Here is a 22,532-nt window from a genome sequence, read left to right on the forward strand (position 1 = left end):
CCAGCGGGTTTCCCCCTGGGATGCCTGACTGTCTGGGCGGCTGGGGATCGGGGCGGGGGAGGTGTGGGTGAGGTGGCGGTCCGGTCGCCGTTGCCGGGCGCCGGTTCCGGGCGGCGGAATTCCTTCCCGTCCGATCAGTTCCGCAGGGTGGCGGTCATCCGCTGCACTGCCGGTAGCGGGCTGGGCGTGGGTGGCCAGCGGGTTTTCCCGTCCGATCACTTCCGCAGGGCGGCGGTCATCCACTGCACTGCCGGTACCCGGCTGGGCACGGGCGGCCAGTCGTTCATGATCGCCATCAGCTGCCAGTACCGTTCGGCCCGCACGTCGGTCCCGGCCGCGATCCGGTCGGCCACCGTGTCCCGGAAGGCGCGGTCATCCGGATCCTGCCCCGTCGTCGCCCAGCCGCGAGCGATGTCGTCCGCCAGTGCGCGGCCCTCCGCGGAATCCGGGGCGAGTCCGGCGTCCAGTGCCTTCTGGGCCCGCTCGCTCCAGGCGCACCACTCCTGCGACGGCGGGCTGACCTCCTCGCCGGCCGCGAGGGCGTCCGAGTGCCGCTCGCTCATGCGGCGGATCGCGGCGCGGAACCCGGGGTCCTGGATGAGCTCGGCGAACTCGATCCAGGCCTCCAGCTGCTCGGGCGTCGGGTCGTCCGGCAGCTGCGGCTTGGCCGAGCGCATCCGCTCGTAGAACTCCGGGTCGACGGCCAGCCCTTCGCTCACCTCCCGCCAGAACTCGTCGACCAGGCGGGCCCGTTCCTCGTCGGACATCGACGCGAGCTTGTTCATCAGCTTCACCTCCTCCGGTTCGGACTTCCGCTTCACGACCGCCCGGAGCACCGCGCGTCGCAGCCGCAGCCTGCGGATCTGCTCGTCGAGCGCGTCGATGTGCCGGTGCGCCAGCCGGGAAACGCTCGTCTCCCGCGACAGCACCGCGCCGACGTCGGCCAGGCCGAGGCCGAGCTCCCGCAACGTCTTGATCAGTTCGAGCCGGGCCATGGCCTTGACGTCGTAGAGCCGGTAGCCGGAGCGCGTGCGGTCGGCGGGCGGCAACAATCCCTCGTCGGAGTAGAACCGGATGGTCTTGACAGGCAACCCGGTCCGCCGGCTCAGCTCGCCGATGGTGAACATCCCGCCCACTCGCTCCATCGTCAACCCTCCAGTCGCTGGAGAGTCAACTCTCGCACGGGCCGCTCGGTACCGTGGCCGTATGCACTTCACCCGGCCCCGTGAACTGGTGATCGCCGGGCTGGTCGGGCTCGTGGTCGCCTACCTGCTGTTCGAGTTCGCCTACGGCGACCTGCCCCGGTTGCCGCGGCTGGCCGGCGTGTCGCTGGTGGCGCTCGCGGTGATCGAAGTCGCACTCGCCTTCTCGATGCGGTCGCGCGTCAGGTCCGGCCGGGTCGTCAACGCGGTCTCGGCGGCGCGCACCGTGGCGCTCGCGAAGGCCTCGTCGTTGCTCGGCGCGATCATGCTCGGTGCGTGGGTGGGCATCGCGGCCGCGTTGTTCCCGCGGGCGTCGGAGCTGGCCGCGGCGTCGAGCGACCTCCGCAGCGTCGCGATCGGCGGGGTGTGCGCGGCGGCGTTGATCGCCGCGGCGCTGTGGCTCGAGCACTGCTGCCGCACGCCGGAGGACGACGAACGTGATCCCGATCATCACCCGACCGGTTAACGCTGGGAACCGACCGCTCGAAGTACCAAACAGGTCTCAGACGGATAACTAGCGGGTACGGTGTGGTTCATGACTGGCGAGGGTGACGAGACGCGCGGCCGCGTCCTGGGCAGGCCGTGGTTTCTCATCGGCCTTGCCCTCGCGGTCGCCGCCACGATTCCCCTGGTGTTGGCGGACGACGTCCGGTACATGCGGCTGGGGATCGTCGCCGCGCTGTGGGCGGCGCTGATCGGCGCTTTCCTCGCGGTGCGGTACCGCAAGCAGGCGACCACCACCGAGGAGGCGGTCGCGCAGGCGCAGGAAGTGTACGAGCTGGAGCTCGAACGCGAGATCGCCGCGCGGCGCGAGTTCGAGCTCGAGGTGGAAGCCGAGACGCGGCAACGGGTCGAGGCCGAGTCCCGCACCGAACTGGACGCGCTGCGCGCGGAGATCGCGTCCCTGCGGGACAACCTGCAGGGCCTCTTCGGCGGTGAGGTGCTGCTCGAGCGCGTCGCGCTGACCGCGCAGGCCACCCGGATGCGCGCGCTGCGCGAGGAGCAGCGGGTCGTCGAGCCGGGTTCGGGCAAGCCGGCGCAGATCACCGCGGCGAAGAAGGAGAGCAGCGACCGGCCGACCGAGTTCATCGAGCGGGTGCGGGAGAAGGAGCCGGTGCGCACCGGCGGCCGCCCCACGGCGCCCGAACCGCGCCGCCCGGAACGGTCGATGGACCTCCCGGTGCGCCGCGTCGCGAAGGCCGAGCCGGTGGCCCCACCGGCCGACCTGGAGCGGACGCGCGTGCAGCCCGCCGCGAAGAAGCCGGAACGCCCGCAGGCGCGGCCGGTCGAGCCGAGCCGTCCCGCGCCCAGCCGCCCCGAGCGGGCCCGGCCGAACGCCGCGACCACGCCGGTCAAGCGCGAGCCGCCGCGCGAACCCGACCCCGTGGAGCAGCCGACCCAGGTCGCGAAGGCACTCGACCCGGACTGGACTCCGCGGGCCGAGCGCTCGGCGACGGACCTGTCCGCCGCGTTCCCGACGCGGATGACGCGACCGGTGCAGCCGGAGCCCCCGCGCGCCGAGGTCGCGCGCCCGGAGCCCGCGCGCGCCGAGCCGTCGTGGGTGGAGCCGGTGCAGCCGGAGCCCGCACGTGCGGAGCCGGAGAAGCAGTCGGCGGTCGTACCGGTGCCCGAGGACCACCCGGTGGTCAACGAGACGTTGCCGGTCGAGGTCCGGCGGCTGGCGCAGCAGGGCAGGCCGGGCGGTCGCCGTCGCCGCGCGGAGGACGACGAGGCGCCCGCCGGACGCCGTCGCCGTCCCGACGCGGACGAGGCCCAGCCCGGCGTGCCGGTGCCGGATGCGGACGTGGCGCCCGGGGGGCCGCGCCGGTCGGTCGCCGAGGCCGAGACCGCCGGACGACGCTCATCCGCGGGGGACGCGGTGAGCAGCCGCCGGCCCGCGGAGTCGAGCGGGTACCGGTCCGCGGACGCGATCAAGGGCCGCCGCTCCGCCGAGGCCGGCCGCCGTGCCGAGCCCGACGAGGCCCCGGCCGGACGACGGCACCGCGCCGAGGGCGAGCCGCCGTCGTGGGTGAGCACGGGCCGCCGCGCGAAGCCGGAGGCGGACACCCCGCGCTCCGGGCACCGCACCACAGCGGCCGAGGACACCGGCTCGCATTCCGCGGGGCGCTCGGTGAGCGAACTCCTCGCCGCGAACGGCAAAACAGCCACCCCGCGACGCCGCCGCCGCGCCGAGGACTGACGCCGCGCCGAGGACTGACGCCGCGCCGAGGGCCACCGGCCGTAGCGACCGGCAAGATCGCCGCTTCGCGACCGCCGTCGCCGGGGGGGTGCCGCGTCGGGGCTACTCGCGGAGTGACTGGCGAGTTCGCTGCTTCGCGACCGTCGCCGCTGGGAGTGGCGCGCCGAGCGCCACCCGCGGAGCGACCCGCGAGTTCGCTGCTTCGCGACCGCCGTCGCTGGGGAGTGACGCGTCGGGGCTACTCGCGGAGTGATCGGCGAGTTCGCTGCTTCGGGACGGTCGCTGCTGGGGGGTGCCGCATCGAGGGTCACCCACGGAGCGCAGGGCAGGTTCGCCGCTTCGCGACCGTCGCCGCGACCCAGAGGTGGGCGCGCCTCGCGGCGAGTGACAACGCCGCTGTCGCCGCCGCCCCTGCAGCCGCACGGCAGCCGCACCGTCGCCGTCGCGGCGGCCGCCGTGCGCGGCGCTGGAGGCAGCGAGGCGCCTCCGCCGGAGGGCGGACAGGGCGCCGCGGCGCAAAAGCAGTCACCGTAGAGTTCCGGGCTGTGACCGCACCTCCTCGCAGGCTCACCGTGCTCCTGCCCGTGCTCGGCCTCGTCGTCCTCGCCGTCTGCGGGCTGACCGTGCTCGGCCTGGTCACGGTGCGCGTCGGGCCCGTGGCGGTGGCCATCGGCGTCGCCGCGGCGCTCGTGCCCGTCGCGGTCGTCGTGGCGACCATCCTGTGGGTCGATCGCTGGGAACCGGAGCCGGCGAAGTTCCTGCTCGTCGCCTTCTTCTGGGGCGCCTGCGTCGCCGCGATCACCGCCCTGCTGATCAACAACACCGCCGAAACGGTGGGCGACCTGCTGCTCGGCGAGGGCCGCGGCAGCAAACTGTCCGCCCTCCTGTCCGCGCCGCTCGTCGAGGAAGCGGCGAAGGCCTCGTTCGTGCTCGCGATCCTCCTGCGCCGCTCCGACGAGTTCGACGGGATCATCGACGGCATCGTCTACGCCGGATTCACCGCGGCCGGCTTCGCGTTCACCGAGAACATCTACTACTTCGGCCGCGCCTTCAACGACTACGGCTTCGGCAACGCCACCAGCAGCGGGGTGATCGCCGCGTTCGTGCTGCGCGGTGTGATGTCCCCGTTCACGCACCCGTTGTTCGCCGCCCTCACCGGCATCGGCTTCGGCTACGCCTCCCGCGCCGACAGCAGATCCGTCAAGATCCTCGCCCCGCTCGGCGGCTACCTCGCCGCCGTCCTGTTGCACGCCCTGTGGAACGGCGCGGCGGTCCTCGGGGGCGCCCAGACCTTCCTCAACGTCTACTTCCTGATCATGGTGCCGATGTTCATCGCGGTCGTGCTGCTCGTCCTGCTGCAACGCCGCCGCGAACAGCGGATCGTCACCGCCGCCCTGCCCGCGATGGTGGAGGCCCGCCTGATCGCGCCGTCGGAGGTCGAACTGCTGTCGACCCTCGCCGGCCGCCGCGACTGGCGCCGCCAGGCCCGGCAGCAGTCCGGGCGGGACGCCGCGAAAGCCGTCGCACGCTACCAGGCGAGCGTGACCGAGCTCGCGTTCCTGCGCCGCCGCAAACCCACCCCCGAACACGAAAAGCGCAGGCGGGAACTGCTGACCGCGCTGCGCACCTCCCGCGCCGACGCGGTCCGGCTCGCGGGTGACGGCAGCCGAACCGGATGAACCGGGTCGGGTGAAGCTGGTCACCCGCGCCCGACTCGGCGCGTTCCGGCGAGCTACCCTCGCCCCGTCGTCCGGTACCCGCACCAAGAGCGGGACTGGAACGAGCTGAGGAGTTCTGCTGCCATGAGCGTCCACAGGGGCACGCCGTGAGTCGTCCCGCCAGGCTCGGCGTCGGGGTGATCTCCGCCGGGCGCGTGGGCAGCGTGGTCGGCGCCGCGCTCGCCCGCACCGGGCACACCGTGGTCGCCGCCGCCGGGATTTCGGCCGCCTCGCAGGCCCGCGCCGAACGCATGCTGCCCGGTGTCCCGCTGCAACCGCCGGACCAGGTCGCGGCCACCGCCGACCTGGTCCTGCTGGCCGTGCCCGACGACGAGCTCGCCGGCCTGGTCCGCGGCCTGGCCGCCACCGGGTCCTGGCGCCCCGGCCAGATCGTCATCCACACCTCCGGCGCGCACGGTCTGGACGTGCTGGCCCCGGCCGCCGAAGCCGGTGCCCTGCCGTTGGCGCTGCACCCGGTGATGACCTTCACCGGGCGCACCGAGGACCTCGACCGGCTCGCCGCGTGCAGCGTCGGCGTCACCGCCGCGGCCGACGACGAGATGGCGTGGAGCGTCGGCGAGGCGCTGACCGTCGAGATGGGCGCCGAACCGGTCCGGGTGCCGGAGGCGGCCCGCCCGCTGTACCACGCGGCGCTCGCGCACGGCGCCAACCACCTGATCACGCTCGTCGACGACTGCGTGGACCTGTTGCGCGGCGCGGGCATCGGGAACGCGGAGCGCATGCTCGGCCCGCTGCTGTCGGCCGCGCTGGACAACGCGCTGCGGCACGGGGATCGCGCGCTGACCGGTCCGGTCGCGCGCGGCGACACCGGTACGCTGCGCAAGCACCTCGCGGTGCTCGAAGCCACCGATCCCGCGATCGTGCCCGCCTACACCTCGCTCGCCCGGCGCACCGCGCGGCGAGCCGAATCGGCCGGCCTGCTTGAACCGCGCGCCGCCGCCGAGATCACCGAACTCCTGGAAGGGCCGGGAAACCCGTGACCACACCGAAATTCAGCCGCGGGCGGCTGAACACGTTCCAGACACCGGCCGACGTCCACCGGGTCACCGCGGCGCTGCGCTCGGTCGGCCGCAAGGTCGCGCTGGTGCCCACGATGGGCGCACTGCACGCCGGCCACCGTGAGCTGATCCGCCGCGCGAAGCGGCTGCCGAACACCGTCGTCGCCGTGTCGATCTTCGTGAACCCGTTGCAGTTCGGCGAGGGCGAGGACTTCGACGCCTACCCGCGCCCGCTGGAGCGGGACCTGGAGATCCTGGCCGAGGACGGCGTCGAGATCGCCTTCGTGCCCAAGGTGGGCGACCTCTACGCCGAGGGCCACGCCGTGACGTTGCACCCCGGCCCGCTCGGCGACGACCTGGAGGGCGCCCACCGGCCCGGCCACTTCGGCGGGGTGCTGACCGTCGTGGCGAAGCTGTTCAACATCGTCACCCCGGACTACGCGTTCTTCGGCGAGAAGGACTACCAGCAGCTGGTCCTGATCAAGCGGATGGTGCGGGACCTGAACCTGGACGTCCGCGTGATCGGTGTGCCGACGGTGCGCGAGCCGGACGGGCTGGCCCTGTCCTCGCGCAACGTCTACCTCTCGCCGGAGCAGCGGGAGTCGGCGATGGTGCTGTCCGCGGCGCTGGTGGCCGGCGCGCACTCCGGTCCGAAGGGGGCCGGCGCCGTGCTCGCGGCGGCGCGCGAAACGCTGGCCGCCCGTCCGGGTGTCGCAGTGGATTATCTCGAGTTGCGTGGAACCGATCTTGGTCCCGCGCCCGTCGATGGGGAAGCACGGTTGCTGGTCGCCGCCCGCGTGGGGCGGACCCGGCTGATCGACAACGTCCCGGTGGTGCTGGGCGCGTCGGAGGAAGAGAGATAACCATGTACCGCACGATGCTGAAGTCGAAGATCCATCGCGCGACGGTCACCCAGGCCAACCTGCACTACGTCGGGTCGGTCACGATCGACGAGACGCTGATGGAGGCGGCGGACCTGCTGCCGGGCGAGCTGGTGTCCATAGTGGACGTCACGAACGGCGCGCGGCTGGAGACCTACGTGATCCCCGGCGAGCGCGACAGCGGTGTCATCGGGATCAACGGCGCGGCCGCGCACCTGGTGCACCCGGGCGACCTGGTCATCCTGATCTCCTACGGGCAGATGGACAACGCCGAGGCGGCCTCGTTCAAGCCGCGGATCGTGTTCGTCGACGACGAGAACCGGATCAAGCACGAGGGCGCCGACCCCGGCCACGCGCCGGCCGGTTCCGGTCTGGTGAGCGGCAGCATCCCGATCGTGTCGCCGGACCGGGAGAACCCGTTCCCGGTCGCCGAGACCGTCGACGCGGCCAAGCTGGACGCGCTCCTGCACGCCGAGAGCTGACGACGTTGCTCCTGGCGATCGACGTCGGCAACACCAACATCGTGCTCGGCCTCTACGAGGGCCGCGGGGACGGCGCCCGGCTCGTCGGCGACTGGCGGATGCGGACCGACGCGCAGATGACCGCCGACGAGCTGGCCCTGACCATGCGCGGCCTGCTCGGCGAGCACGCCGACGCGATCACCGGGATCAGCGCGCTGTCGACCGTGCCCGCCGTGCTGCGCGAGATGCGGGTGATGCTCGGCCGGTACTACTCGCGCGTGCCGAAGGTCGTGGTCGAGCCCGGTGTGCGCACCGGTGTGCCGCTGCTGGTGGACAACCCGCGAGAGGTGGGCGCGGACCGGCTGGTCAACACGCTCGCCGCCCACCACCTGCACCGCACGGCGTGCGTGGTGGTCGACTTCGGCACCTCGACCAACGTCGACGTCATCTCGGCGAAGGGCGAGTTCCTCGGCGGCGCCTTCGCGCCGGGCATCGAGATCTCGGTCGACGCGCTGGCCTCGCGGGCGGCCGCGCTGCGCAAGGTCGAGCTGGCCCGGCCGCGGTCGGTGATCGGGAAGAACACCGTGGAGTGCCTGCAGTCGGGCATCGTGTTCGGGTTCGCCGGGCAGGTCGACGGGCTGGTGCGGCGGATCGTGCGCGAGCTGACCGAACGGACTCGCGAACCGGTGACCGTGCTGGCCACCGGCGGCCTCGCGCCGCTGGTGATCGGCGAATCTGAGACCATCACCGAGCACGTCCCCGATCTGACGCTGCTGGGCCTGCGCCTGGCCTTCGAGCGGCAGACGCGTTAGCGGCGTTCGCCGCGCAGCACGGTCGTCTCCAGCGGCAGGTCGAATTCGCCCGCCGCGGTGTCCGGGTGGGTGCCGAGGAATTCCCGCACGCGCTTCCGGATCTCGTCGCGCTCCGGCTCGGGCGCGACGAGCAGGGCGGAATGCGTGAACAGCGTTTCGACCAGGCTTTCGGCGGTCCGCCGGTGCGCGTGCCGGAATGTCCGCCGCTCGAACGGACCGAACGCGGGGTGGTCGGCGAGCCGGGCGTTCGTGCTGCCGCGCTGGACGAAGCCGGAAATCCGGGCGAATTCGGCGACCCACGGCACGGAACGGTCGTTGCTGTTCCACAGCCCGGCGACGAACCCGCCGGGACGCAGCACGCGCGCGATCTCGGTCAGCGCGGGGACCGGGTCGAACCAGTGGAACGCCTGTCCGGCGAGAACCGCGTCGGCGCTGCGGTCCGGGAGCGGAATGCGTTCCGCGGTGCCGTCGAGCACGGGCACGTCCGGGTGGTGCCGGGTGAACTCGGACCGCATTTCCGCGTCCGGCTCCACGGCCGTCACCTCGAGGCCGAGGGCGAGCAGACCGGTGGTGAGCTTCCCGGTGCCGGCGGCCAGGTCGATCACGCGGGTCGCCCCAGGCGGCAAGCACCATCGCAAACCGTCGAGCGGGTAGTCCGGCCGGTGCCGCGCGTACTCGGCGGCGCGTCCCCCGAATGAGCGGGACCGACGGGACCAGAGTTCACGCTCCGCAGGTGAGGTGGCTTCGCTCACTTGCGCGATGCTAACCACGAACACGCGCAGGTCGATACAGGTAATCCGGTTGGCCCAGCCGGAACGCGAGTTCGTACCCTATCCGCATGACGGATTCCCCCTCCCCGGATCGCCCGGTGCCCGCTGACGACCTGCCCGAACAAATGCGGGTCCGGCGTGCCAAGCGCGATCGGCTGCTCGCGGAGGGCGTGGAGCCGTACCCGGTCGAGGTGCCGCGCACCCACACGCTCGCGGAGGTGCGCGCCGCCCACCCGGACCTGCCCGCCGACACGGCCACCGGCGAGATCGTCGGCGTGACCGGTCGCGTCATGTTTTCGCGCATCGGCGGCAAGCTGTGCTTCGCGACGCTGCGCGAAGGCGACGGCACGGAACTGCAGGCGATGATCAGTCTCGCGAACGTCGGCGAAGAGGCGCTGGCCGCGTGGAAGGCGAACGTCGACCTCGGCGACCACGTGTTCGTGCACGGCGAGGTCATCACCTCCAAGCGCGGCGAACTTTCGATCATGGCCGACGAGTGGCGGCTCACCGCCAAGGCGCTGCGCCCGCTGCCGGTCGCGCACAAGGACCTGGCCGAGGAAACGCGCGTCCGTCAGCGCTACGTCGACCTGATCCTGCGCCGTCAGGCCCGCGACGTCGTGCGCACCCGCGCTGCCGTGATGCGGTCGCTGCGCGATTCGTTCCACCGCCGCGGTTTCACCGAGGTGGAAACGCCGATGCTGCAGACACTCCACGGTGGGGCCGCGGCCCGGCCGTTCGTCACCCATTCGAACGCGTTCGACATCGATCTGTACCTGCGGATCGCGCCGGAGCTGTTCCTCAAGCGGTGCGTGGTCGGCGGGATCGAGAAGGTCTTCGAGATCAACCGCAACTTCCGCAACGAGGGCAGCGACTCCTCGCATTCGCCGGAATTCGCGATGCTCGAGTACTACGAGGCCTACGCCACCTACGACACCAACGCGGCGATGACCCGCGAGCTGATCCAGGAAGCCGCGGAGGCGGTTTTCGGCGGTCTCGAGGTGACGCTCGCCGACGGTTCGCCCTACGACCTGTCCGGGGAATGGACCTCCCTGAGCATGTACGAGTCGTTGTCGGACGCGCTGGGCGAGGAAGTGACGCCGGAAACGTCGGTCGAGAAGCTGCGCGGGTTCGCCGCGGCGCGCGACCTGGAGGTCGATCCGAAACTCGGCCACGGAAAGCTCGTCGAGGAACTGTGGGAGCACCTCGTCGGTGATCACCTGCACGAACCCACTTTCGTTCGTGATTTCCCGATCGAGACCTCGCCGCTGACTCGCCAGCACCGCAGCAAGCCGGGCGTGGCCGAGAAGTGGGACCTCTACGTGCGCGGTTTCGAGTTGGCCACCGGATACTCCGAGCTGGTCGACCCGGTGATCGAGCGGGAACGATTGATGGATCAAGCCCGCCAGGCCGCCGCGGGTGATAGCGAAGCGATGCGCCTGGATGAGGATTTCCTGCGCGCGCTCGAGTACGGAATGCCACCCAGCGGCGGTGTGGGAATGGGCATCGATCGCTTGCTGATGGCGCTGACCGGGCTGGGCATCCGGGAGACCATCCTGTTCCCGCTGGTGCGACCCGAATAACTGGTACCCACTAGTCACGGTATCGGTAACGTGATTTGCGCGCGGCCGTGATTCCGGGTATTAATGTCCTAGTCAATGGCTTCTGGTCAGGGCGCCTGCCCCTGCCCGATCATTCGCGGCTGGCCTAAAACAGGAGGAAACACATGGCACAGAAGGTGCTGGTGTCGCTCATCGACGACATCGACGGCTCGGAGGCGGACGAGACCGTCGAGTTCGGACTGGACGGCATCTCGTACCAGATCGACCTGTCGGCGGAAAACGCCGAGGAGCTCCGTGACGCGCTGGCCCAGTACGTCGAGCACGCACGCCGTGCCGGTGGCCGCAAGCGGGGCACGCCGGGTCGCGCGCCAGCGGGCAAGGTGGCCGGCCGTTCCGCATCGGTGGACCGGGAGCAGAACCAGGCTATTCGCGCCTGGGCCCGCAAGAACGGCTACCAGGTTTCCGACCGCGGGCGTATCCCGTCGGAGGTCGTGGAGGCCTACCACAAGAAGAACTGAGCGCAGTTCGGGTAAAGCGGGGCGGAAGAGGCCGCCGGGGGATTCCCGGCGGCTTTTTTCATCGCCGCCGTAGGTTGAACGCAGTTCTGTCCCGGCCGGTGATTCGCGTGGCGCTGTCGCTTTTGTTCAAGACGACCGCGCCGTGATTCGGCTGAATGGACGCATGACCGACCTTCGACCCGTGCTGACCGCGGCGGCGGAGCAGTTCACCGGGCTCCTCCGTCAGATCGAACCCGCACAACTCGGCAACCGGACCCCGTGCACCGAATACGACGTCCGGACCCTGCTCAACCACCTCCTGTACTGGGGCCCGTGGCTCGAGGCGGCGCTCCGGCGGGAGCCGGCGCCGTCCGTGTCCGGCGGCGAGCGGGACGTGGATCTCACACAGGGTGACTGGCTGGGTGATCTGTGCACGCTTGTGGATGGACTTGTGGATGCCTGCTCGCGACCGGGCGCGCTCGAGGGGACCACGAAGTTCGGCGGTTCGGAGATGCCGGCGCGGATGATCGCCGAGATGGTGCTGACCGAATGGGTCGTGCACGGCTGGGACCTCTCGCGAGCGACCGGGCACCCGCTGGCGGTCGCCCCCGAGGTGGCGAAGGCGTTGTTCACCGCGGTTCAGGGGACGGCTGAGCAGGCGCGGGAGATGAAGGTCTTCGGCGCCGAGGTGCCGTGCGCCGAGGACGCCCCCGCGCTGGACCGCCTGCTGGCCCTCACCGGACGGGACCCGGCCTGGAGCCGCTGAGCCCGTGTGGTGAAAGTCACCGGCGGCAGGTTCGCGGGCAACCTTCGCACAGGGGCTGGTCCGGCAGCAGGTAGGAGAAGCAGCAGCTCTCCCGGCGCCGGGCCCAGCCCTCGCCCGTCCGGCGCAGCCGGGTCGAGGCCGTCAGGGGCGGGTGGCGCTCGTCGAGCACCAGGCCGGCGTCCGCGACACCGGCGTCCTCGTTTCCCGCGTACAACCCGGCCCACCACAGGGTGCTGTCGAGCGCGTCGGTCGCCGCGGCCCAGAGCATGCGGCGGCCGAGGCGGCTGAGCGGGGCGTAGGCCTGCACGAACTGGGCCGCGTGCGCGGTGTACCGGGCGCGCAGCACCGCGGCCAGCGCCTTCTCGTCGGCGACGACCGTCGCCTCCGGCAACCCGGCGCCCGGGTCGCCGGGCAGGCAGTAGAACTCCTCGCCCAGCACCGCCACCCCTTCCGGGTGCGGCCGGTCGGCGCACAGGCGGAAGGCGAGTTCGCCCGGCCGGAGCATCGGTACGCGCCGTTCGTGATGGAGCAGCAACGCACCGGTGAACGCCGGCACGTGCAGGTACCACGACATGACGAACCCGGCCGTCGTCCGTTCCGGTGCCTCGCCGAAGTGGTGCCGCAGCCATTCGGCGAGCAGCTTGCGCCACACGTCGAACCGCGCGGTGTCGGTCAGCAGGTCGCTGCAGCGCTGCCAGGTGCCCGTCGTGGGCACGTCGGTGCGCACCTCCATGCGGTTCTGCAGGCCCGCCACCCTGGTGACGGACGCCCCGAGGGTGCCCGGCGCGGTGTCGATGGGGACCTCCCTGCTGCTCCGTCCGAGTGGTTAGGTTGGCCTTACCTTACTCAATCCGGTGGGGAGCGCCAGTCCGGTCCCCGGAACGAGGTGTTCGCGGTGAGCGGACAAACCGGGGCTTGCGGAATCGCCGGGAGAAGTCCCGCGTTGCACAGTTACGTCAGCTACCAGCGCAGACGTCGAGCCGGGGTCGTCCGGCACCTACATCAGCTGTGACCCGATTCGCCCCTGTGGTAGTCCGGCGCGACCGCATGGCTACTACAGTGGACTCACGGTGCTGAATCCATCGCGACGATGGGTGCTCACCGCCGGCGCAGCAGTCGAGGGAGTGGGAATGTTCGAGAGGTTCACCGACCGCGCGAGGCGGGTGGTCGTCCTGGCCCAGGAAGAGGCCCGGATGCTCAACCACAACTACATCGGCACCGAGCACATCCTCCTGGGCCTGATCCACGAGGGTGAGGGTGTCGCCGCCAAGGCGCTCGAATCGTTGGGTATCGCGCTGGAGGGCGTGCGTCAGCAGGTCGAGGAGATCATCGGCCAGGGCCAGCAGGCCCCGAGCGGGCACATCCCGTTCACCCCGCGAGCCAAGAAGGTGCTCGAGCTGTCGCTGCGCGAGGCGCTGCAGCTCGGCCACAACTACATCGGCACCGAGCACATCCTGCTCGGCCTCATCCGCGAAGGCGAAGGCGTGGCCGCGCAGGTCCTCGTCAAGCTGGGCGCGGACCTCAACCGGGTGCGCCAGCAGGTGCTGCAGCTGCTGTCCGGTTACCAGGGCAAGGAGCCGGCCGAGGCCGGCGCCGGCCGCGGCGAGGGCGCCCCGTCCTCCTCGCTCGTGCTCGACCAGTTCGGCCGCAACCTCACCCAGTCGGCGCGTGAGGGCAAGCTGGACCCGGTCATCGGGCGCGGCAAGGAGATCGAGCGGGTCATGCAGGTGCTGTCCCGCCGCACCAAGAACAACCCGGTGCTGATCGGCGAGCCCGGCGTCGGCAAGACCGCCGTCGTCGAGGGCCTGGCCCAGAACATCGTCAAGGGCGAGGTGCCCGAGACGCTGAAGGACAAGCAGCTCTACACGCTGGACCTGGGCTCCCTGGTCGCCGGTTCCCGGTACCGCGGTGACTTCGAAGAGCGCCTGAAGAAGGTGCTCAAGGAGATCAAGACCCGCGGCGACATCATCCTGTTCATCGACGAGCTGCACACGCTCGTCGGCGCGGGTGCCGCCGAGGGCGCGATCGACGCCGCGTCGATCCTCAAGCCGATGCTGGCCCGTGGCGAGCTGCAGACCATCGGTGCCACCACGCTCGAGGAGTACCGCAAGTACATCGAGAAGGACGCCGCGCTGGAGCGCCGCTTCCAGCCGATCCAGGTCGGCGAGCCCTCGCTCGAGCACACCATCGAGATCCTCAAGGGCCTGCGGGACCGCTACGAGGCGCACCACCGCGTGTCGATCACCGACTCCGCGCTGGTCGCCGCGGCCACCCTGGCCGACCGGTACATCAACGACCGGTTCCTGCCGGACAAGGCGATCGACCTGATCGACGAGGCCGGTGCCCGCATGCGCATCCGCCGCATGACGGCTCCGCCGGACCTGCGCGAGTTCGACGAGAAGATCGCCAAGGTGCGCCGCGACAAGGAGTCCGCGATCGACGCGCAGGACTTCGAGCGCGCCGCCCGGCTGCGCGACGAGGAGAAGAACCTCCTCGCGCAGAAGTCCGAGCGGGAGAAGCAGTGGAAGGACGGTGACCTGGACGTCGTCGCCGAGGTCGACGACGAGCAGATCGCCGAGGTCCTGGCCAACTGGACCGGCATCCCGGTGTTCAAGCTCACCGAGGAGGAGACCACGCGTCTGCTCCGCATGGAGGACGAGCTGCACAAGCGGATCATCGGCCAGGAGGACGCCGTCAAGGCCGTCTCCCAGGCGATCCGACGCACCCGTGCCGGCCTGAAGGACCCGAAGCGCCCGTCCGGCTCGTTCATCTTCGCCGGCCCGTCCGGTGTCGGTAAGACCGAGCTGTCCAAGGCGCTGGCGGAGTTCCTGTTCGGCGAGGACGACGCGCTCATCCAGATCGACATGGGTGAGTTCCACGACCGCTACACCGCCTCGCGGCTGTTCGGTGCCCCTCCGGGGTACGTCGGCTACGAGGAGGGTGGCCAGCTGACCGAGAAGGTCCGCCGGAAGCCGTTCTCCGTGGTCCTGTTCGACGAGATCGAGAAGGCCCACCAGGAGATCTACAACACCCTCCTGCAGGTTCTGGAGGACGGCCGGCTCACCGACGGTCAGGGCCGCACGGTCGACTTCAAGAACACGGTGCTGATCTTCACCTCGAACCTGGGCACGTCGGACATCTCCAAGAGCGTCAGCCTGGGCTTCTCTTCCGGTAACGACGAGGGATCGCGTTACGAGAAGATGAAGCAGAAGGTCAACGAGGAGATGAAGAAGCACTTCCGGCCCGAGTTCCTCAACCGGATCGACGACATCATCGTCTTCCACCAGCTCACCCAGGAGCAGATCATCGAGATGGTCGACCTGATGGTGACGCGGGTGGAGACCCAGCTGAAGGCCAAGGACATGGCTCTCGAGCTGACCGACAAGGCGAAGGCGCTGCTGGCCAAGCGCGGCTTCGACCCGGTGCTCGGTGCCCGTCCGCTGCGCCGGACCATCCAGCGGGAGATCGAGGACCAGCTGTCCGAGAAGATCCTGTTCGGCGAGGTCGAGCCGGGTCAGATCGTGATCGTCGACGTCGAGGGCTGGAGCGGCAACCCCGAGGACCGCGACGAGGAGGCCCGCTTCGTCTTCCGCGGCGAGCCGAAGCCGTCCGACGTCCCCGACGCCCCGCCGGTGTCGATCGGCGCGGGCAGCCACGAGGACGACGCCGAAGGCGAGCGCTGACCTCGTAGCAGGCCGGGCGAGTGCCCCCAGGGAGCGATCCCTGGGGGCACTTCGCGTTTCCAGGGCCAGACGCGCCCGGTTTACGGCGCGTGCGGCTCCGTGCCGGCGCCGGCCCCGGCCGGCGGTTCTCCCCGAACCGTTTCACCAGGCCCTTCGCCTGGATCGCCAAGGTCATGAAATCCTCCTCCTGTGTCGGAACCGACTCTCCCGGGTGAACCTGACAGCGCGCGCGCAGACGACTGTCAGCCGCCGAAACGGCGTGACGGGAAAACTGGTCGTGTGGTCTTCTTCGCCGTTCTGGCCGCCGTGTTCGCGGTGTTCGCGGCGATGCGCCTGGCCGGTGTCGACGGCGGCCGGCTGACGTCGTCGCTGGTCGCGCTGACCCCGTACTGGGTCGTGTGCGGCCTGGTGCTGGCGGTCCTCACCCTCGCGCTCCGGCACTGGTGGATCGGCGGGATCGTGCTGGTGCTCGCCCTCGCCGTGGGTGGGGTGGTGCTGCCGCGCGCGTTCCCCGCGGCCCAGCCGCAGGTGCATGGCCGGACGCTGCGCGTGATGTCGTCGAACATGTATTTCGGCGAGGCCGATCCGCAGACCCTCGTCCGGCTCGTGCGGGACAACCAGGTCGACGTGCTGAACCTGCTGGAGCTGACGCCGCAGGCGGTGTCCGCGCTCGAGGCGGCCGGGTTGTTCGACGTGCTGCCCCACCGCGTGCTGGAGCCGGCCCCGCGTGGCGCGGGGTCCGGGCTCGTGTCGCGGTACCCGGTGACCGAGCTGTCACTGGCCGGTCCGTCGGGTTTCGCGCAGCCGAGCGCGCGCCTGGACCTCGGTGGTGGCGTGTCCATCGAGGTCGTCGCCGTGCACCCGACCGCGCCGGTCGCGGACGCGGGCGCCTGGAAGTCGGAGATCGCCGGCCTGCCGCATCCCGCCCCCCACGGCCCGGTGCGCGTTCTGGCCGGCGACTTCAACGCGACCCTGGACCACGTCGCGTTGCGGAACCTGATCTCGACCGGCTACGCGGACGCGGGCAGCGCGCGGGGTGACGGGTTCACCGCGACCTGGCCGTCGAAGCTGCTGCCGCCCCCGGTCACGATCGACCACGTCCTGGTGGACCGGCGCGCGGCGGTGACTGGCTACCGCGTCTTCCCGATGCCGGACTCCGATCACAAGGCCGTGTTCGCCGCGATCACGCTCCCGTGAGCGGCGCCGGTTCGGTCGCGTGCCGGACGAAGCGCGCCACGTCCGGCGAGGTCGTGGTGGACGGCCAGGCGATCCGCAGCTCGCTGGCGGACAGCCCGGTCACCGGCACCACGCTGACCCCGGTGAGCGGCAGTTCGGGCAGCAGCGTGATGGGCACGAAACCGACCGCCTGGCCGAGCCGGATCGCGCTGGTGTACTGGGCCGCGTCGCGCACGATCGGGCCCGCGCGCCAGTCGTGGTGGGCGAGGTCGGTGCCGGTCCAGTACGCGGTCTCGGCCGGGCCCACGTCCGCCCACTGCGGGAACGCCTCGCCCGCCAGTTCCGCGCGGTCGATCAGCTCGCGCCCGGCCAGCGGGTGGGACTGCGGCAGCAGGGCGACCCGCTCATCGCTGCGCACCGGATCGCTGTCCAGCCCGCGATCGTCGAACGGAGTGCGCAGCAGCGACACGTCGGCCGCGCCGGCGCGCAGCTCGTCGGCCTGGGTCGGCCAGTTGGCGACCGCGGCGCGGGCGGGCAGCCCGTTGCGGTACCGCACGTTGTAGGACTCCACGAGCCCCTGCAACACGTCGACGTCGCACGCTCGCGCGGTCACCCGCAGCTGGGGCCCTTCGCGGCCGAGCCGCGCCACCCGGGCGAGGGCGGCCCGCGCGTACTCGTCGACCCCGGGGGCGTCCTCGGCGAGCACTCGCCCGGCGGCGGTGAGTTCCGCGCCGTGGCGGCCTCGCACGAACAACGCGGTCCCCACCTCGTCCTCGAGGGCCCGGATCGCGCGGGACAGGGCCGGTTGCGTCATGCCCAGGCGCTGCGCCGCCGCGGTGAAGGTGCCTTCGGTGGCGCCGGCGAGGAAGTAGCGCAGGTGCTTGAGATCCACTCCGACAGGCTGCCATGCCGTGGCGGCATGGACCCATGTCAGCGGGGCTTTGGACGTTTTCCCGCTACTCGGCTGAGGTCGAGGTATGACACGCAAGGCGATCGTGACGGCAGGCACCCGGGGTCTCGGCTTCGAGGTGGCCGCGGAACTGTCACGGCGGGACCACGCCGTGACGATCATCGGACGGGACGTCGAACGCGGGAAGGAAGCGGCACAGGAGATCGGGGCGCGGTTCGTCCAGGCGGACCTGTCGGTGCTGGGTGAGGTGCGCGCGCTCGGGGCGCGGCTGGCCGAGGAGGGGCCGTGGCACCTCCTCGTCAACAACGTCGGCGGCATGTGGTCCACGCGGTGGGAGACGGCCGACGGCATCGAGGCGAGCTTCGCGGTGAACCACCTGTCGCCGCTGGTGCTCACCGAGGCGCTGCTGGACTCCCTGGTCGCGGGGAGCCGGATCGTCGACGTGACCTCGTCGTCCATCCAGGCCGCGCTGATGCTCGGCACGCCGGTCTACGACGACGTCGATCCCGGTGAGTACTACGGCATGGCCGCGTCCGGGCGGGCGAAGCTCGCGCACCTGGCGTACAACCGGGACCTGGCTTCCCGGTTGCGCGGCAGCGGCGTCTCGGTGTTCGCCGCCGATCCCGGTGCCGCGGCGACGCCCAACGCGGCCGCGATGACGCCCGAGATCCTGCCGCCCCCGCTGCGCCCGCAGTGGGACCAGATCCGGCAGGGCGTCCAGCGGCCGGCGGCGGAGGCGGCCCGGTCGATCGTGTTCGCGGCGACCGATCCGTCGCTCGAGGGCGAGACGGGCCTCGTGATCGACCCCGGGTGCCGGCCGTCGGAAGCACTGCGCTCGGCGCTCACCGGCGAGCTCGCGGCCGCGGCCACGTCATTGACCGAACGGGTTCTGAAGAGCTAGTGCAGTACCGGATCCGGCCGCTCGGGGGGCGTGACGGCCGGATCCGGTATGCCGACAGTTGCCATCGCACGGTGGCGCCCGTGCGGCCGCAACTGCTGGGTTAGAGGGGCGAACGGGCCGGGCGGGACGCGTGGGGCCCACGGTTCCACCCGATCGAGTGGTTGGATCAGTAGTCCTTGACCGCGTACGACCGCACGACCTGGTCGAACTGGTCGGCGCCGGCTTCGACGAGCACTTCGGCGGCCTCGCTGTCGCCCTCCGTCTGCGTCGTCTCCGCGCGGCGCATCCGCAGGTTCGCGACGGCCATGTCCTGGTTGGCCCGCACGTAGTCGCGGAGCTCGTTCTCGTAGGCGGGGAACGCGACGAGGTGGTCGCCGCCGCCGGCCTTGAGCTCCCCGGCCAGCACGTACGCGCCGACCAGCGCCATGCTGGTGCCCTGCCCGGACATCGGCGAACCGCAGTAACCGGCGTCACCGAGCAGCACGACCCGGCCGCGCGACCACGAGTCCAGGTGGATCTGCGCGGCGGAGTCGAAGTGGAAGTCGGTGGCCGTGCGCGCCAGCTCCAGCAGCCGGGGCATCACCCAGCTGTCGCCGGCCAGTTTCTCGGCCAGGAGCGCCTTCTGCCCCTCGATGTCGCGGTAGTCGTACTCGACCGGCTCGTCGGAGTCGAACATCAGGTAGGCGCGGGCCTCGGTGTTGCCGCGGGCGCTCATCACCATCCCGCCGCGCATCCCGTCGCCGGGCATCTGGTGCATGACCTGCCAGCGGTCGAGGCCGAGGAAGTTCGGCACCGTGTACACGGCCATGTAGGTGCCCAGGTGGCTGATGAACCGCTCGGTGGGGCCCCAGACCAGGCGGCGGGTGTTCGAGTGCAGCCCGTCCGCGCCGACCACCAGGTCGAACGTGCGCCGCAGCCCGCTGTCGAACACCACACGGACCTCGTCGTCGTCCTGCTCGAGCGCGGCGATCGAGTCATCGTAGAGGTATTCGATCCCGTCACCGGCCGCTTCGGTGACGATCGCGACCAGGTCGTCGCGGAGGACCTCGATGTCGGGGCTGTCCAGGTCGCCGCCGGTGGCCGTGCGCTCGGTGGTGCGGTAGATCTCGTTGCCGTCCGGGTCGACCACCGACATGCCGCGCATCTCGGTGGTGCAGGCGCGCATTTTCTCCAGCACGCCCATGCGCTCGGCGACGTCGAGCGCCGGTCCGCGCACGTCGAGCGCCTGGCCGCCGGGGCGCGCGCCCGGTGCGCGCTCGACGACGGTCACCTCGAAGCCGTAGCGGGAGAGCCAGTGGGCGAGGGCGGGTCCGGCGATGCTGGCGCCGGAGATGAGGACCTTGGTGTTGTTCATGCCGCAAGCGTGCTGGGCGCCGCTGACCACCCGCTGACAGCCGGCTGTCAGCTGCCGAGCAACGCCGTCAGCGCGGGCAGCGCGGCGTGGGGGAGCGAGATGCCGCGGTTGTGCCGGACCTCCGGCTCGCGCGGGTTGATGCGGATCAGGGCACCGGTCGCGGCGGAGGCCAGCTCGGCGTAGCGGCGCACGGTCGGCACCGCGCGCCCGGCGCCCACCTCGACGACGACGGCGTCCCGGTTCGCGCGCCGCCACTCGTCGAGCGCCCGCATCTGCGCGTCGGTGCGGTGGGAGATCCAGTCGAAGTCGCCGAACATCAGGATGTTCGGGCGAGCCGGCCCGCCGCAGTTCGGGCAGGACGGCAGTGGCGGCCGGGCCTTCATCGTCGACTCGTCGACGTGCAGCACCACGTCGTCCGCGGGCCAGATGTCCGGTCCACAGGGGACGGTGCACTGCAGGTGGTGGATCGACCCGTGAGCCTCGGCGACCAGCTCGAAACCGGCCCGCTGGAACTGCCCGTCCACATTGGAAGTGAACACGGCGGCGCCGCCGGGCAGGCGGGAGCCGTGCCGCAGCAGCAGACCGAAACCGGCGTGCGGCTCGGTGCGGCGGTACAGGTCGAGCCGGTGGCCGTAGAACCCCCACGCCAGCTCGGGGTCCTCGGCGAAGTGGCGGGGGTCGGCGATCTCGGCGAAGCTCAGCCCGAGCCGGGCGTACGGCGGGTAGGCGCGCCAGAAGCCCTCGTCGCCGCGGAAGTCCGGTAGCCCCGAATCGACGCCCATACCGGCGCCCGCGCAGACCAGGAGCGCGGAGGCGCCGGCGAGCAGCTCGGCGGCCTTCGCCAGACCGTCGTCGTTCATCGCCTCAGTCGAACGAGACGACCTCGAACTCCAGCAGGTTCGCCCCGCTGGCCACCGGCTTCGCGCGCTGGCCCGCGTGGGCCTCCTTCGCCGCGCCGTTAGCCCAGGCCTGGTAGGCCTCTTCGGACTCCCACTTCGTGTAGACGAAGTAGCGGTTCTCGCCGGCGACCGGGCGGAGCAGCTCGAAGCCGAGGAAGCCGGGCTGCCCGTCCACCGAGTGCGCCCGGTTGGCGAAGCGTTTCTCCAGCTCGGGGCCCGCGCCCTCGGGAACCTCGATCGCGTTGATCTTCACGACTGCCATACCGCCAGCCTACCGACGCCCCCACCGCGGACCGGGCCCCTCGGTATGGTGGAACGTAATGGGGATCACAGATGAAGAGCGGACACTGGCCCGGGGGCTCGCCGGGGACCTGCGGAAGATTGTCCGGGCGGCGGCCGTCGTGGTCGACGAGGACAGCCCGGCCGAGGAGCTGATCGGCAAGATCACCGGGCACCTCGGGGTCGAGTTCCGGCAGGTCGTGCTGGTCGCGCAGGAGTTCCCGCCGTGGGAGCACGGTTGCGTCCATCGGGGCGTCGAGGCCTACCTCGCCGAGCGCGGCGGGCGGGCGGAGTGGTTCGGCGCCACCGGCGCGAACCGCACGAACGAGGAACTGACGGGCATCCTGTCCGCGGCCCGGCGGCACGGCGGGTTCGAGCTGGGCGCGGTCGACATGGCGACCGTCGCGACCGGACCGGAGTCGGCCGAGGAGGTCATCCAGTTCGGGCTGGTGGCCACCACCGCCCCGGACGGCAGCCCGGCGATCGTCGCGGTGCGCGGGCCGATCGCGCAGCACGGGCCCAGCGCGGTGTCGCGGGTCGAGGTCCTGGCGGCCGACCGCGACACGGCCGGCGCGATCCGCGACCGCATCGACCACCTCGCCCGGGTGCACGACGTGCTGCGCGGGCAGGTCCTCGCGTTCGGCAGCAGCGAGTACCGCGGCAACGAGCTGCTCACGTTCCTGCCGCGCCCGGACCTGAGCGCGGAACAGGTGGTGCTGCCCGCCGGTGTGCTGCCGGCGATCGAGGACCACATCGTCGGCATCGCCGAGCACGCCGACCGGCTCCGGAGGGCGGGGCAGCACCTCAAACGCGGGCTGCTGCTGCACGGCCCGCCGGGCACCGGCAAGACCCACACGGTGCGGTACCTGATGAGCCGCCTGTCCGGCAGCACGGTGATCATCCTGACCGGCGCGGCGATGCGGTTCATCGGCAAGGCCGCGGAGCTGGCGCGGCGGCTGCAGCCGTCCATCCTGGCGGTGGAGGACGTCGACCTGGTCGCCGAGGACCGCACGATGCCCGGTGGCGGTGGGGCGCTGCTGTTCAGCCTGCTCGACGCGATGGACGGGATCGGCGCGGACGCCGACGTCACGTTCGTGCTCACCACGAACCGGCCGGAGGCGCTGGAGGCCGCGCTGCGGGACCGGCCGGGCCGGGTCGACCTGGCGGTGGAGATCCCGCGCCCGGACGCCGAGGGGCGGCGGAAGCTGATCGAGCTGTACGCCCGCGGGGTCGAGCTGCGGGCCGACCTCGAGCCGGTCGTCGCCGCGACCGACGGTGTGACGGCGTCGTTCATCAAGGAACTGCTGCGGCGGGCGGTGCTGCACGAGGTGCGGGCCGGTGCGGACGGCGACCGGGTACGGGTGGGCGACAAGGCGCTGACCACGGCGTTCCGCGACATGCAGGATTCGCGGAACTCACTGACCAGGTCGTTGCTCGGCAGCTGA

21 protein-coding genes are annotated in these 22,532 nt (G+C 71.5%); 14 read left to right on the forward strand and 7 right to left on the reverse strand.

Features of this window, described 5'->3' with window-relative positions:
* Positions 1 to 215: 215 nt before the first annotated feature.
* On the reverse strand, positions 216 to 1,145 hold the full coding sequence (locus FB470_RS13785; RefSeq protein ID WP_306991678.1) for a helix-turn-helix domain-containing protein: 930 nt from the start codon (positions 1,143 to 1,145) through the stop codon (positions 216 to 218).
* Between the two features lie 61 nt (positions 1,146 to 1,206).
* On the opposite strand from FB470_RS13785, the gene FB470_RS13790 reads away from it, so the two are divergent.
* From FB470_RS13790 to FB470_RS13820, 7 genes are all read left to right on the forward strand, one after another.
* Positions 1,207 to 1,668 (forward strand): DUF3180 domain-containing protein, encoded by a 462-nt coding sequence (locus tag FB470_RS13790; RefSeq protein WP_306991680.1) that lies wholly within the window; start codon positions 1,207 to 1,209, stop codon positions 1,666 to 1,668.
* 69 nt (positions 1,669 to 1,737) lie between these two features.
* Entirely contained in the window at positions 1,738 to 3,402 is a 1,665-nt protein-coding gene (locus FB470_RS13795) for a DUF6779 domain-containing protein (RefSeq protein WP_306991682.1), read from the forward strand.
* A 572-nt stretch (positions 3,403 to 3,974) separates the two neighbouring features.
* Positions 3,975 to 5,081: a PrsW family intramembrane metalloprotease gene (locus tag FB470_RS13800; RefSeq protein ID WP_306999255.1), complete on the forward strand. Its 1,107-nt coding sequence runs from the start codon at positions 3,975 to 3,977 to the stop codon at positions 5,079 to 5,081.
* Positions 5,082 to 5,176: 95 nt separating this feature from the next.
* Positions 5,177 to 6,121 (forward strand): Rossmann-like and DUF2520 domain-containing protein, encoded by a 945-nt coding sequence (locus FB470_RS13805; RefSeq protein ID WP_370876665.1) that lies wholly within the window; start codon positions 5,177 to 5,179, stop codon positions 6,119 to 6,121.
* On the forward strand, positions 6,118 to 7,002 hold the full coding sequence (panC, locus tag FB470_RS13810; RefSeq protein WP_306991686.1) for a pantoate--beta-alanine ligase: 885 nt from the start codon (positions 6,118 to 6,120) through the stop codon (positions 7,000 to 7,002). Before FB470_RS13805 ends, panC begins: the two co-directional genes overlap by 4 nt.
* 2 nt (positions 7,003 to 7,004) lie before the next feature.
* On the forward strand, positions 7,005 to 7,502 hold the full coding sequence (gene panD / locus FB470_RS13815; protein WP_306991688.1) for an aspartate 1-decarboxylase: 498 nt from the start codon (positions 7,005 to 7,007) through the stop codon (positions 7,500 to 7,502).
* A 5-nt stretch (positions 7,503 to 7,507) separates the two neighbouring features.
* Complete coding sequence (locus FB470_RS13820; RefSeq protein ID WP_306991690.1) at positions 7,508 to 8,293, forward strand: type III pantothenate kinase; 786 nt, start codon at positions 7,508 to 7,510, stop codon at positions 8,291 to 8,293.
* On the opposite strand, the gene FB470_RS13825 is transcribed toward FB470_RS13820, so the two are convergent.
* A complete protein-coding gene (locus FB470_RS13825) occupies positions 8,290 to 9,045 on the reverse strand; it encodes a class I SAM-dependent methyltransferase (protein ID WP_306991691.1) in 756 nt (251 codons plus the stop codon). The two genes, FB470_RS13820 and FB470_RS13825, sit on opposite strands and share 4 nt — an antisense overlap.
* An 86-nt stretch (positions 9,046 to 9,131) precedes the next feature.
* On the opposite strand from FB470_RS13825, the gene lysS reads away from it, so the two are divergent.
* The 3 genes from lysS (at position 9,132) to FB470_RS13840 (ending at position 11,885) form a co-directional block, all read left to right on the forward strand.
* Entirely contained in the window at positions 9,132 to 10,643 is a 1,512-nt protein-coding gene (gene lysS, locus FB470_RS13830; RefSeq protein ID WP_306991693.1) for a lysine--tRNA ligase, read from the forward strand.
* 143 nt (positions 10,644 to 10,786) lie between these two features.
* A complete protein-coding gene (locus tag FB470_RS13835) occupies positions 10,787 to 11,140 on the forward strand; it encodes a histone-like nucleoid-structuring protein Lsr2 (protein ID WP_306991695.1) in 354 nt (117 codons plus the stop codon).
* Between the two features lie 163 nt (positions 11,141 to 11,303).
* Positions 11,304 to 11,885 (forward strand): TIGR03086 family metal-binding protein, encoded by a 582-nt coding sequence (locus FB470_RS13840; protein ID WP_306991698.1) that lies wholly within the window; start codon positions 11,304 to 11,306, stop codon positions 11,883 to 11,885.
* Positions 11,886 to 11,901: 16 nt separating this feature from the next.
* Here FB470_RS13840 and FB470_RS13845 read toward each other — a convergent pair whose 3' ends face one another.
* The gene (locus FB470_RS13845; RefSeq protein WP_306991701.1) at positions 11,902 to 12,639 is read right to left on the reverse strand and encodes a (2Fe-2S)-binding protein; all 738 of its coding nucleotides are present in this window, start codon (positions 12,637 to 12,639) and stop codon (positions 11,902 to 11,904) included.
* Between the two features lie 376 nt (positions 12,640 to 13,015).
* On the opposite strand from FB470_RS13845, the gene FB470_RS13850 reads away from it, so the two are divergent.
* Both FB470_RS13850 and FB470_RS13855 read left to right on the forward strand, forming a co-directional pair.
* Positions 13,016 to 15,568 (forward strand): ATP-dependent Clp protease ATP-binding subunit, encoded by a 2,553-nt coding sequence (locus FB470_RS13850; protein ID WP_306991703.1) that lies wholly within the window; start codon positions 13,016 to 13,018, stop codon positions 15,566 to 15,568.
* Between the two features lie 279 nt (positions 15,569 to 15,847).
* Entirely contained in the window at positions 15,848 to 16,765 is a 918-nt protein-coding gene (locus FB470_RS13855) for an endonuclease/exonuclease/phosphatase family protein (protein WP_306991705.1), read from the forward strand.
* On the opposite strand, the gene FB470_RS13860 is transcribed toward FB470_RS13855, so the two are convergent.
* Positions 16,752 to 17,636: a LysR family transcriptional regulator gene (locus FB470_RS13860; protein ID WP_306991706.1), complete on the reverse strand. Its 885-nt coding sequence runs from the start codon at positions 17,634 to 17,636 to the stop codon at positions 16,752 to 16,754. The genes FB470_RS13855 and FB470_RS13860 overlap by 14 nt on opposite strands.
* 85 nt (positions 17,637 to 17,721) lie before the next feature.
* Here FB470_RS13860 and FB470_RS13865 point away from each other — a divergent pair, with 85 nt between their 5' ends.
* Positions 17,722 to 18,555, forward strand: a complete 834-nt coding sequence (locus FB470_RS13865; protein WP_306991708.1) for an SDR family NAD(P)-dependent oxidoreductase — start codon at positions 17,722 to 17,724, stop codon at positions 18,553 to 18,555.
* Between the two features lie 166 nt (positions 18,556 to 18,721).
* On the opposite strand, the gene FB470_RS13870 is transcribed toward FB470_RS13865, so the two are convergent.
* Genes FB470_RS13870 through FB470_RS13880 form a run of 3 tightly spaced genes read right to left on the reverse strand, consistent with a single transcriptional unit; the run spans position 18,722 to position 21,070 of the window.
* A complete protein-coding gene (locus tag FB470_RS13870; RefSeq protein WP_306991710.1) occupies positions 18,722 to 19,909 on the reverse strand; it encodes an FAD-dependent monooxygenase in 1,188 nt (395 codons plus the stop codon).
* A 47-nt stretch (positions 19,910 to 19,956) separates the two neighbouring features.
* Complete coding sequence (locus FB470_RS13875) at positions 19,957 to 20,769, reverse strand: SIR2 family NAD-dependent protein deacylase (RefSeq protein ID WP_306991712.1); 813 nt, start codon at positions 20,767 to 20,769, stop codon at positions 19,957 to 19,959.
* Positions 20,770 to 20,773: 4 nt separating this feature from the next.
* Positions 20,774 to 21,070 carry an antibiotic biosynthesis monooxygenase family protein gene (locus FB470_RS13880; RefSeq protein WP_306991713.1) on the reverse strand — a complete coding sequence of 99 codons (297 nt, stop codon included), beginning with the start codon at positions 21,068 to 21,070 and terminating at the stop codon, positions 20,774 to 20,776.
* Positions 21,071 to 21,128: 58 nt separating this feature from the next.
* Between FB470_RS13880 and FB470_RS13885 the strand changes: the two genes are divergently transcribed.
* Entirely contained in the window at positions 21,129 to 22,532 is a 1,404-nt protein-coding gene (locus tag FB470_RS13885) for an AAA family ATPase (protein WP_306991715.1), read from the forward strand.

This window comes from Amycolatopsis thermophila (genome assembly GCF_030814215.1).
GTDB classification, from domain to species: domain Bacteria; phylum Actinomycetota; class Actinomycetes; order Mycobacteriales; family Pseudonocardiaceae; genus Amycolatopsis_E; species Amycolatopsis_E thermophila.